An 11,922-nucleotide genomic window follows, 5' to 3' on the forward strand; every position below is an offset into this window, starting at 1 on the left:
CTCTTGTTGTGCCTGCTGGGCTTCTGCCTTGGCTCTCGCTGCGTCATTTACAGCCTTGGTTGCTTCGTTCAAGGCTTTAGCACTCTTACTCGCCTCGTCAGCGCGAGTAAACGCGGCCTCAATGTCGGCCACGGCCTCTAGCGTTTCTGGCTTGGCTTGGTCGATAGCTTTAGCTTCTTTCAGCGCAGCATCAAGCTTGTCGGTCGCTTCTTTTTCTACGCCTTCACGGTTAGCTTTACCGGCCGTCTCGATTGCCTCGTTAAGGTTCTTTACTGCCTGGTCAAACTCAGTTGCGGCTTTGCCCACGACTTCCTCGCGCACGTCCTTGAACGAGGCGGTGAGCTTGTCGAGTACGTTTTGAGCCTGCTCTTGCGCGCTCTTAACCGCGCTTGTGGCTTCCTTGGCTTTTTCCCGTCCTAGCGTGGAAGCATCCTTTGCCTCAATGCCTTTGAGGTTGTCTGCTTCTTCTACCGCTTCGGCAAGGGCCTTAGTGTCCGTGTCTTTTGCGCGCTGCGCTGCGAGTTCGATAAGGCCCGCCGCTTGCGTCTTGGTCTGGTCTAGTTCAGTGAGGGTTTGCTGATAGCTCGCTTGGGCTGTTTGGTATTGCTCGCGTGCGTTCTTGGTATCTGCCTGGGTTTTCCATGCCAACCCAACCGCTACTAGCACGGCGATTAGCGCTACTGCGATAGCGGCAATAATGGGCGGGCGCTTATACCAAGCCGGTTTGACCGCCAAGTCTTGCTCGGTTGTTTCTTCTGGTGGAGTGTTGGACTGGTTCGTGCTCATGGTCTTTTCCTTTACTTGCTGGTGTCGAGTCTAGTTGATCGACGGCAGTGGCTCGCTTGGAAGCGCGCCTGGTAACTCAGCCAAACTTCAGGCATCGCACCAATCGAGCGAGCGATAGCTGCAAGACCCGTCGGCCCTGGTTCGATTCCCGGTTGGCCCACCCGTTGGAAGCCCCTGCGAAAGCAGGAGCTTCCGCGTATACAGCAAGGCTTATTACATTCCCCGTCCGTAACCGTGTTAGCGCCTTTACTTCGACACGGCTACGGTTTCCCTTTTGTTCTTGGCTTCTTCGCATCAGGCTCCCCAAAGGGGTGGATTGCCGTCACGAATTTGTTTTTCAGGGTGGTCGTTCCTGGAATGTAGTAGTCGTTCCAAGAGTAGTAACGTTGTTCGATCACTGTGTGCGGTCGATGTGCTGGGTGGCTAGGGCGAGGTATTCAGCGTCGCTGATTTGTCCAGATAAACACTGCTCGAGCAAATCTCTAATGTAGGCGTCAGTAACAGTGTGGCCAGCTAAAGCAAGCGCAGCATCTGCAAATGCTATGGCCTCGCGTACTGCGGCCTGAGTTACTAAACGCGGTTGTGCTGACACGCTCATAATGCTTCCTCGTTTCCGTGGTGTGCGCCCGCCGTTGCGTGTGCTCTAGCCCTGTATTCGTTAGCGTCAATAATGCCCGCGGCGTAGTTGGTAAGGTTTTCGACATCTTCTCTGGTCAGCTCGAATCCTTCATGCCACAATGCCGCAAGCGTATTGCGCACGCCGAGTCGCTGTTGATCATCAAGGTTTTGGAATAATTCAGGCTGGCGTTGCTCAATGTCAAAAGTGCGCATAATGCCTCCCATATCTATCCAACTTGTACCACAGGGGCGTGCAATGCTCACTGGGTGTCAGCTATGCGCGGGTGCGGGTGTGAGCACTGTTTGGCTTGTCCAATGTAGAACTCTTCCCCACAGCTGTTTTCCCATCGTCTTACGTCTCGCTAGTTCCTTTAGCGTGTCCTTCGAGATTCTAATCGTCCAGGCCAAGGTCAGCCTTCACTTCTTCAAGCGAGTAGGTCTTCGACTTGCCGGCGCGGATTGCGTCTAGCTCTTCTGCAGCCAGGTAGTAGTCCTCTAGGTCATCCAGGTATTTTTCGAGCGCCTCGCGAACGTAAACGGAGGCGGGGCGTCGAGTTTGAGCGCTGAGGCTGTCGAGGCGCTTTTTCGTGTCTTTCGGCAAGCGCAAACTAAGAACATCGCTACTCATATAAACAAGTATGCAGTAGGACGTTAGCATATCCAGGCACAAACGGCGCAGGAATCCAGCCGCTCATAATAGAATGCGGGCGGGCAGTTGTTTTTGCGTGTTGCTGGTTAGTTCTAAGGCGGCGTGATGCCAGATAGAAAATGGGATTCGCTAGCTCGGATCACCCGAGTGTTCCTCCGGGTTGCGGAGGTGGCGCTGGTATTGAGCGCTTTGGCAATCATTCTGTCCACGTTTTTTGTAACTGTTCTCCAGGTCCGCGGCACGGGAAACGGGTTTGAGAAGGATGACGTGTTGGTTGCCGCGCATCATGTGGATTTTGGTCGGGGTGACACGGTCGCGTTCTTCCACGGAAACCGCATACTGGTCCGCTCAGCTATCGCCATTTCCGGCGATGAGGTAGATGTGCTCGATAACGGTCATCTGGCGGTAAACGGTATTGAGTCCCCAGCTGCGTTAACGCCTGAAGATTTAGCTCGCTCCGAGGTTTCGTTTCCGTCAACGGTGCCCGAGGGGGGCGTGCTGGTTGTGATCGGTCAGGGCAATACTTCCGCATTGCACGAGGTGGCGGGCGAGGATTTTGTTGGCCGCGTGGTGTTGCAAGTGTGGCCTGTGCGGAGTTGGGGAAGAATTTGAGCCTCTACGTCTAGGCAATGAGTCCTACGTCTTAAAATAATTTGATAACCTGCAAAGGTGCGAACTGCACGTCTTTCGAACTAAAGAAGGAAATTTCATGTCTCGACAAATCTCCGTGCAGAGGGGAGTACGTGCAGTCGCGGTCGCGTTTGCCACGGTACTTGCCCTTTTGTTGGCGGTATCTTTCCCGGGCTTAGCGAAAGCTGCGGATGATCCCACAATCACTGTGACCAGCCAGGAAGGCGATCACACTTACGGTGCGTACCAGGTCTTCAAGGGTGACCTAGCTGATGTTGACGGCAAGAAGGTGCTGTCGAACATCGAGTGGGGTACCGGTGTTAAGTCCACCGAGCTCTTGGCCGCTGTGGCTGGCGCGAATCTTCTTGATGGCGTTACTGCAGGCTCTTCAGCAGCCGATGTCGCAAAGGCTTTAGAGAAGGCAGATAGCGATACGGCTCTTGCGTTTGCAAAGCTGGTCTCTAAGAACCTAAGCGATACTAAAGCTGATTTCACTAAATCCGGTGATGCGGCTCCCTTTACTTACAAAACCGGCAAAGTTGCCCCCGGCTACTACGTAGTTGTGGATACGGACACCAACGCCGCCGCTTTGACTACTCCGATCTTGCAGGTTGTTGGCCCGGTTGAGGTTGCATCGAAGTCTTCTGTTCCTACTTCGGATAAGAAGGTTCAGGAAACTACCGGAATCGACGCAAGCAAGGTTAATGATGGTGAAACCGCTTATGATGTGACGGCTAACTATGAGATTGGCGCAGACGTACCGTTCCTTCTCACGGGAACAGTTTCGAAGAACCTCGCAGACTACAAGACTTACAAGTACGCTTTTGTCGATGAGCTTTCAAAGGGATTCGACTTCAACGCTGATTCGGTAGAGGTTTACGTTGGCGCCACTAAGGTCGATGCGGGCAAATACACGGTCACTTCGGAAAAGATCGCCGATGCTGGTGATTACCAGGACGGAACGCGTATCCGTATTGATTTTGCCAACCTGAAAGATGTTCCGGGCGTAACTGCTGACTCCACGATCACCGTTCGTTATACCGCGAAGCTGAACGAGAAGTCTGAAGCTGGTAAGCCGCAGCCTAACAAGGTGCACGTTGAGTACTCGAAGAGTGCATCTGACGATGAGGGCGAGCCTACTGGTAAAACGCCTGACAAGGAAGTTTTCGTTTTCACCTACAAGGTTGATTCTGAGAAGGTAGACGCAGACAAGCCTGAGACTAAGCTTGAGGGCGCTGAGTTCCGTTTGGTGAACGCTGACAAGACCAAGGCTGCCACGATCAGCAACGGCAAGATTACCGGCTGGGCTGAGCTTAATGCTGGCACCACAATTACTGTTCCCAATGGCGGCCAATTCTCCGTTGAGGGTCTTGATGCTGACGTGCAGTACTACTTGGAAGAGACCAAGGCCCCGACTGGCTACAACCTTCCTTCTGGAGACGCGAAGTACACGTCGATTAAGCTGACTGCCAAGGTTGAAGCTAAGGAGGGCCAGAAGCCTGCTGTTACGGAGCTAAAGCTTGGTGAGAAGGCCGATGCGTCTCCAGCAGACGGCACCTTCTCGACGCTCCAGATTAAGAACTCGAAGGGTTCAACGCTTCCGGAGACGGGTGGCATTGGTACCACAATCTTTACGATCGTTGGCGTAACCGCGATGGTTGCTGCTGCGGGTGGTTTCGTTCTACGTAATCGCAAGAAGGCGTAGATACCAGCCGTAACGGGCGATTAGATTGACCCTTTCAACGCGCGGACGTTCCCGCCGGCAAACTAAGCCGCCGGCGGGAACAACGCGCACGAAAAAGGGACGTCGCAGTTTTTCAGACATAGCGTTAATCGCCTTGTTTATTTTTGGCTTGCTGGTTTTCCTCTACCCGCCGGTGGCTAACTTTTATAACCATCAGAGGCAAAAGGCTACGGTAGTTAGTTATGAGGAAGCCGTGTCAAAACTGGACACCACTGAGGTGGAACGTCTTTTGGATGAGGCGGAAGCGTACAACGATGCGCTTGTTTATGAGCCGGGTAGGCTACCTGCTTCGCAGATGGATCAGTATCTGCGGATGCTGAACTTCACGGGCACGTCGGTGATGGGAACAATCCAGATTCCTTCGTTGGGAGTTAATCTGCCGATTTACCACACCACTGACGAGGCCGTGTTGCAGGCAGGTGTCGGCCATATCCCGGGTACGTCGCTACCGATTGGTGGAGTTGGAACCCGTTCGGTACTGACAGGCCATAGGGGTTTGCCTTCAAGCAAGCTCTTTACGGATCTAGACAAGCTAAAGTCGGGTGACATTTTTGTGATCCGAACGGGTAACCGAGAGCTGGCGTATCGCGTGAGCGACATCGTTGAGGTGTTACCAACGGAAGTTGGTGCTCTGCAGCTCGAGGCTGATCGAGATTTGGTGACGCTGGTTACCTGCACCCCGTATGGGATTAATACTCATAGGCTGCTGGTTACTGGTGAGCGAACTGAGTTGTCGGCGGTGGGGTCTATCGCGGCGGATGCTGTGCGGGTAGACCCGGTGTTGGTGGCAGCTTTTGTAGCTGTTCCTATTTTTGTGGTGGGGCTTGTTGTGGTGTTGCGCCGGACGCGAAGTGTGTATGCGCCCAGGCACATGGGGAAGGAAAGTAACCATGCGGACGAAAAGTAGCCTATTAGCGCTTTGGTTGTCGATTGCGCTGGCGTTTTCGTTGGTTCCGGCTCACGCTGATTCAAGGCCCGATGTTTTAGATTTTGAAAATGTTGAGGCAGACCGCCTGGGTTCGGTGTCGGCTCTGTTCCACGCGGTGGATAACCAGCCGCTGCCCGGCGTGGAGGTCCGCCTGTACCGGATCGCTGAGATGGCCCCGGGTTTGCCTTTCGTATTGGATGATTCTTACGCCACGGCTATTGGTTGGAAGTCGTTGACTGATGCGACCGAGCCGAGCGATCCTGATGTGGCAGCTAGCGCCACGCTTACGTTGCAGTATCTGCTGGAGAGGGACGGTGTGGCTCCAACGGCGCAGGCCACCTCCGATTCTGCGGGGCAGGTCCGTATGCAGGATTTGCAGGTAGGCGTTTATTTGATGACGGCAGCTCCCGTGAAGCAGGGGGCATATAGGTACGTGGCGTCGCCAGCGATTTTCTCGCTCCCACAAAAGGGCAGCGAGGGGGAGCTCGATTACGACGTGGTAGTCGCGCCAAAGCTGGAGCCGCAGAAGGTAGAGCCAACGAAGTACCGTTTGGTCAAGCTTTGGCAGGATGAGCCGGTGAAGGATCGCAGGCCAACTTCGATCCAGGTGGACGTTTTGGCTGACGGAAAGCTTTTTGAGCGTGTAACACTAAGCGCGCAGAATGATTGGACTTTCGAGTGGCAGGACGAGACGGGAGACCGCCGCTGGTCGGTAGCTGAGAAGCTGAACGGGTCTTACGAGGTCAGAACTGCCGTGGATAATCACGTTTTCACGCTGACAAACATTGCTCCCGAACCTGAGAATCCGAAGCCAAAGGGCCCACTGTCAAAAACGGGTATTGACGGGAAAATTGGCGGTGTAGCCATCGTTTTGTTCTTAACCGGTTTGGTGCTTGTAGGTGCAGGGCGCATGCGCGGAAGAAATGAGAGGGCGTAGCCATGTTTAGAGGTGTTGAAGCCGCCAGAACACGCATTCTTGTCGCATTGGTGAGCGTCATTGCTCTCCTGGGCGTCATGTTTGTTATGCCCGCTACCAGTTATGCTGACCCAGCTGCGCCTGAGGTGGAATCCCAGACGGTTGAACCCGATAATCAACCCGAGGAGCCCACCGAGCTTTCCATTAGCGAGGACACCGCTGCTGCTGATCAGCCGGTGGGGGAGCCAAACCCAGATGCGGGGGCTGCTGGGCAGTGCCCGGCGGATAAGAATGAGACCACTGTCAACCCGCAGGTGGTTGGTGACTTGCAGATCGAAATCGCGCAGGCCGTAACGCAAAAGGATCCCAATGTGGTCGATAGTGTTGCGCAGCGTTATACGGGCGAGACATTTAAGCAACACATCGGTATTTCGAACACCGCTGCCGCAGAAAACGTGCAACACCGCATTTACCTCGAGTTTTCGAATAAGGACGGTTACGCCCTGGTAAATGGCTCGAAACTGGAAGTGCGTGATGAGCCGTATTACCAGAACAGCGAAAACCAGGTAAACCCCTATTATTTCCGCAAGGCGGAGGGCGCGGAGAACACCTATTACATTGAGGTCCCCGGCTCGAAGATCGGTGAGGCTTTCTCTGTAGATCTAGAAACGAAGTACGACTCCCCGGCATCGCCGGGTGGCACGGCCCGCATCTGGGGCGCGCAGCTCACAACGGAGCAGGCAGAGGCTGCAGGCAAGACGGCGGTTGATCCTGGTTGTGGTGTCCACGCAGCGAAGTGGGACACGGTGCGGCCAGAGTATCAGGCTGTTAAGAGCCAGAATACTTCGGGTAATTATTCTCGTGCGTGGCCAGCAGCGTCAGAGCCAGCCATCGCTTACAACGCAGAAAAGGGCGTTTATGAGCTACATAATTTGAGGTACAGGCTCTACCTTGAAAAGGCTCAGGATTCCCCCACTTTGCCTACCGGTGGGGTAGGTCAGGATCCGTTCCAGAAGATCAAGGTGGAAGAGACGTTCACCGTGCCCGACGGCTTCGAAATCAATCCTGACTATATTAAGGGGATCAGAGACGGGCTGAACAGTAGCAGCCGTGGTGGACTTATGTCTTATGATGGCTTGGACGGGTGGACGCGAGACGGCTACGTTAATGACCTCGTTTTCGCCCCTAGCATCAACGGCAAGAAAACGCCGATTTTCGGCATTCACGGATTTGGGCTAGATCAGGTGGATATCGGTTGGGCTGTCCCGCAGCCTGAATACAGGCACGTGACTGGCAAACTCAGTGACGACGGCCGCACCCTGACACTGTCTTGGTATCGAAATAAGAACACTGCAACCAGAAGCCTGTACCTGCGTTTCGCTGACGATTTGCTTGTGGCCAAGAAACTTCCTGAGGGTGGATCCGTTGACGTGAGCAACGGGGTTGGAATGACGGCGCATTACACGCATACCGATCCGAAGACAACCAATGCGGAAGTAACAACGCCGGTCAAGGTAGAGCCAGGCAAGGGTGAGTTTGTAAAGACTGCGGGTGACGGAAAAACAGAGATTTACCTGCGCGGCCAGGCCGTTCCCTTCACACTAAGCGCCAAGAATGTTGGTTCGGGCCCGTTGGATCTTGCGACAGTGAAGGACGATTTACCCACCACCCTTTACATGACACCGGCGCAAGTTCGGCAGGTGCTGGGAAAGCCCGAATCTTCTGGCTTGTCGATCACCATCTCAAATATCGTGCCGTGTGATGCAAAGCTTAACGTTAAGGTGGCCTCTGGCGAAGAGGCGGGTCTTTCGCCATCTTACAACCCGGCGTGTACTGCCGACCCAACCACCGTGCAGATAAAACGTGCCGGCAATTCCATCACGTTCAAGGTGGGAAATGGTGCGGAAGAAACACTTTCGGCTGCCGAAATTGAGAGCAAGCTGGCCGCTTTTGCAGTAAGGAAAAACACCGCATACTCGCTTTCTTGGGCGGTGCCCGATGGCAAGATTTACGGTGGCAATGAGCTGAAACTCTCGTTTAACGCCACGGTGAAAGACACCTACATTTTTGGCGATCCGATCCAAAACGATTCGGGTGAAGATGTAAAGAACACGGCATATTTTGGGGACACGCCAAGTAACTCCACGTTCAAAGCGATGCCGGAGGCAAAGATCGGCAAAATCTCTGACCCGGCCGATAACGAGGAAGTTAACTCTGGCCAGAAGATCGACTATTCGATTCGAGTGCAATTGGCCACCGGCTCTCCAGAAGGCTTTATTATGCCGCTCATCGACGAGCTGTCGGGGCCTCACAAGTTGCTCGCTAAAATCGAGAAAAACCCGGACCTAAAAGGTCTTGGGCTGGAAACTAAAACTATTAAAAAGGTTGACTACTACGTGCTGGATAAGCCCGGCACATACAAAAACGTCACGTTTGAACTGGTGGAAACTCCTCCGCATAAGACGGATATAGTGCACGAATTCATTGCAGATCACGTTGAGGTCGGCAATGAATCAACGCGAATCCAATGGTACGTAGACCCTGCGAAGTACAGTCCAGGCGCGGTTGTTACCGCTCACTATTCGACGCTGGTTGATGAGCTAGATCCGTCTGATAATGAACAGCACTACGTGATTAACACGGCAGGCAACAGTAAACCGCCGAGCGCAAAGACCTCTCACCCGATTTCACGTCAGTACGTGACCAAGAACATCGTCACGAAGCGGGGCGATACGCCCGGCGAGGACGAGCTAGTTAAACAAAGTCCGGTCCGCCCAGGGGAATCAGTCACCTACCGCGTCTCGGTAGCGAACTCTCGGGACACTGCGATCGACTTCACCAACGCTGACGTTTACGACGCGCTACCCAAGTCGTTGCCGGGCAGGCCGTGGACAAAGGAAGACATTAGCGTGGAGTTCCCCGTTGGAACTTCGGTGCAGGGCGGGCAGAACTGGAGCGTTTCCCAAACTCCTCCGAATGGTGCTAATGACGGGGATGACACGCAGCAGTACATAGTGTGGGGTGAAGATTTCAAACTGAGCGTGAAGGGCGAGGTTTACGCCTATATCACGTTGAAGTTCCCTGATGCTGATGACGGCGAAGCTTATGTCTCTAAGTATTTGAAAGACACTTTGTACAACAATTGGCATGTAAAGACTATGAACGATGGCGTCAGCCACTTTGTCACCAAAGCTGGTGAGGATGGGAAACCTGCTAACGCCGCGCTACAAAAGGGCGTGCTAGGTACGGGTAATTTTGACCTTGGCTCTGGCTCCTACAGTTTTGCAGATGGCGGCGGCGGTTATGGGCCGCGAATTATGCTGGACCCAAATTCCGATAGCACCGCGCGCACCGTGTATTCTCGTTCGACAACAGATCCTGAAGGAAAACGGTCATTTAACGGACCTTACGCGCTGTATTACGTGTCGCTATTCAATGACGGAGATTCGCGCCTGTATTTGAACGATATTCAGGACATGCTCCCCAAGGGCGTGACGTATAGAGCGTTCTACCCAACCACAGATGAGTTTACTCAAGGGCACGGTTTTTATAACTCAGGCGGCTCCGGTTGGCTTGCAAACGTGGATAATTTCCGCACCTGGCAAGCCAAGAGCTCTGACGTTCCCATCGCCGTTGCTGGCGCGGAGCCGAAGAACGCTACTATTACTGCACTAGCAGATGTCACCAACCCTTCGAAGATTACTTTCAAGGTATCCAATGGAGATGATGGGCAGAAGGGGAACCTCGCATATGACGAGGAGAGGCAACAGTTCTATTTGAATCCAAATGAGTTGCTCGCATTTTCCTATATAGTGCTGATTGGCCCGAACGCTCCAGAGGATTTTGTTGTAAATAATGTGGCAATGCCTTATGACGATGTGACCGGGCAGGGTGTGGACGTTAATCCGGACACCTCCATCAAGTCTGTTGAACAGGGTGACCAGGTTCTAAATGACGGTAAGCGTCTCATTTTGGATAACGAAAAGGCTTCAGATAAGGGCTTCTCACCTAAGCCGGGCACCGAGCAGTGGCTGGCTTCTAACGTCAGCTTGATGCGAGACAAGCCAGTTCCGGGTATCGAAAAATCTATTGTGGCTAAGACTTCCACGGGCGGAGAACGAACTGCGGATCCCACCCACGCGGCTTACGCCGATACCTTGCACTGGAATATCTCTGCGTACAACGACGCCAAGGAGACCATCGAGGGTTACGTAGTTTCAGACCTTTGGGATCCGAACTATCTACCTACGGGCGAGGTCAAGCTTTCGGTGGGTGGTACACGCTTCACTGACGGAAGTAGCAATGCGCTTTTCACATTCGGTGATTGGACTGTGCAAGATGGTAAGCCTACTGCCGTCGAAATTAGGGCTGCGAATCTGGCTTATAGCGTGGGACCGAAGAAACTTGTAGTTAACGGTGATCCGGTGGCGATAATGTCGCGAAGAGGCCAGCAAGCTATCTTCCACCTGTCGCTGACATCTACTTCCGATGGTCGCATCAGGTTTGACTTGCGTGCCGACAAGGATTCTCCGAAAATCGCGTCCCTGGGATACTCCGTAGGCGGCGTGCCCATAAAATCGAGTGAGTCGCTGACTATGGAGTTTTCCACGAAGAATCCAAAGCAATCTGGCGACTATCCAGCTGCTTTTAATACTGCTTTCTTCACTTTGTTGGATCGGCAAGATTATGATCCAAAGCAAGTCAAGAGAGGTGAGAACACCGAGATTGACTTGAAGCTCGCTGACGACTTCTACAACGCTAACTGGAGTGGCAACACTGGAAGCAATCACACTGCCAAGGGGCTGAAGACGATCAAGGCTGAAGCCACGATTCCGATTGGCGGCGATGCGTTTACGTCTTCTATCGAACGGGTGGAAGAGGTCTCGGATCCTGCGAATGTCGCGACGTCTACCTCCTCGCCGAATTACATTACGCTGAAAGACGCGTCCTCGACCTTCCGCTACTCGATGGAAGTTAAGAACAACAAGCCGGACCCGGTTAAGCGGATCACGATGATTTCTAACCTGCCGTATGTGGGCGATAACTACACGTTCCCTTCCGCTCCGGAGAGAAACTCTGAGTTCGCGGTCCGCTTTGCTGACAATCTGAACTTGAAAGTTGAGGTAGTTAGCAAGGACGGCACCCGCAAGGTACTACCGGCAAGTGCTTACCGAATCGAGTACTCAGATCAGCAGGAACCGGAAGCGTTCACGGCTGCAGATTGGGCTGGTAATCCAACTGCCAACTGGAGTACTACACCCACTAAGAATTCAAGATCGATCCGTCTAGTGCTAAACGAAACGGCTCAGGATTCAGATTTCTCGTTCGGTGGGGAATCAACTCTGGCACTGTCTTTTGACGCGAATGTTGCCAAGCCCGCTGAAGTTAATCCTGACGAGATAGCGTGGTCAACGTTCGGCTACAACTACCAGGCGCCAGGTAGTGATCTGAACCTTTCATCTATCCCCTTGAAGGTGGGGGTAAAGGTCCTTGGACCAGCTGCAACTGAGCTACCAAAAACTGGTGGCGTTGGTGTGTACGTGGTGTATTTGCTCGGTGCGCTGACCATGGCTGTGGCACTAGGTGGGCTCGCGCTACGTAGGCGCTCTTAACGATTAGTATGAAACCGAAGGGCCGAAAAAGAGGCAGAG

9 protein-coding genes are annotated in these 11,922 nt (G+C 53.4%); 5 read left to right on the forward strand and 4 right to left on the reverse strand.

Annotated features, from left to right (window positions below):
• From HMPREF2891_RS07140 to HMPREF2891_RS07155, 4 genes are all read right to left on the reverse strand, one after another.
• On the reverse strand, nt 1–786 hold a 786-nt coding region (locus tag HMPREF2891_RS07140; protein ID WP_070664700.1), incomplete at its 3' end, for a hypothetical protein.
• A gap of 394 nt (nt 787–1,180) precedes the next feature.
• A complete protein-coding gene (locus HMPREF2891_RS07145) occupies nt 1,181–1,384 on the reverse strand; it encodes a hypothetical protein (protein WP_070618432.1) in 204 nt (67 codons plus the stop codon).
• A complete protein-coding gene (locus tag HMPREF2891_RS07150; protein ID WP_070664702.1) occupies nt 1,381–1,617 on the reverse strand; it encodes an antitoxin VbhA family protein in 237 nt (78 codons plus the stop codon). Before HMPREF2891_RS07150 ends, HMPREF2891_RS07145 begins: the two co-directional genes overlap by 4 nt.
• A 178-nt stretch (nt 1,618–1,795) precedes the next feature.
• Complete coding sequence (locus tag HMPREF2891_RS07155) at nt 1,796–2,032, reverse strand: type II toxin-antitoxin system RelB family antitoxin (protein WP_070664740.1); 237 nt, start codon at nt 2,030–2,032, stop codon at nt 1,796–1,798.
• Between the two features lie 126 nt (nt 2,033–2,158).
• Between HMPREF2891_RS07155 and HMPREF2891_RS07160 the strand changes: the two genes are divergently transcribed.
• The 5 genes from HMPREF2891_RS07160 (at nt 2,159) to HMPREF2891_RS07180 (ending at nt 11,883) form a co-directional block, all read left to right on the forward strand.
• Nucleotides 2,159–2,665: a hypothetical protein gene (locus HMPREF2891_RS07160; RefSeq protein ID WP_070664704.1), complete on the forward strand. Its 507-nt coding sequence runs from the start codon at nt 2,159–2,161 to the stop codon at nt 2,663–2,665.
• A gap of 97 nt (nt 2,666–2,762) precedes the next feature.
• A complete protein-coding gene (locus HMPREF2891_RS07165) occupies nt 2,763–4,388 on the forward strand; it encodes an isopeptide-forming domain-containing fimbrial protein (protein WP_070664706.1) in 1,626 nt (541 codons plus the stop codon).
• Between the two features lie 133 nt (nt 4,389–4,521).
• A complete protein-coding gene (locus tag HMPREF2891_RS07170) occupies nt 4,522–5,334 on the forward strand; it encodes a class C sortase (RefSeq protein ID WP_186822314.1) in 813 nt (270 codons plus the stop codon).
• Nucleotides 5,318–6,292 (forward strand): Cna B-type domain-containing protein, encoded by a 975-nt coding sequence (locus tag HMPREF2891_RS07175; protein ID WP_070664708.1) that lies wholly within the window; start codon nt 5,318–5,320, stop codon nt 6,290–6,292. Before HMPREF2891_RS07170 ends, HMPREF2891_RS07175 begins: the two co-directional genes overlap by 17 nt.
• 2 nt (nt 6,293–6,294) lie before the next feature.
• Nucleotides 6,295–11,883: an LPXTG cell wall anchor domain-containing protein gene (locus tag HMPREF2891_RS07180; protein WP_070664710.1), complete on the forward strand. Its 5,589-nt coding sequence runs from the start codon at nt 6,295–6,297 to the stop codon at nt 11,881–11,883.
• Nucleotides 11,884–11,922 lie beyond the last annotated feature (39 nt).

It is taken from the genome of Actinomyces sp. HMSC065F11, from assembly GCF_001813085.1.
Taxonomy (GTDB): Bacteria; Actinomycetota; Actinomycetes; order Actinomycetales; family Actinomycetaceae; genus Gleimia; species Gleimia europaea.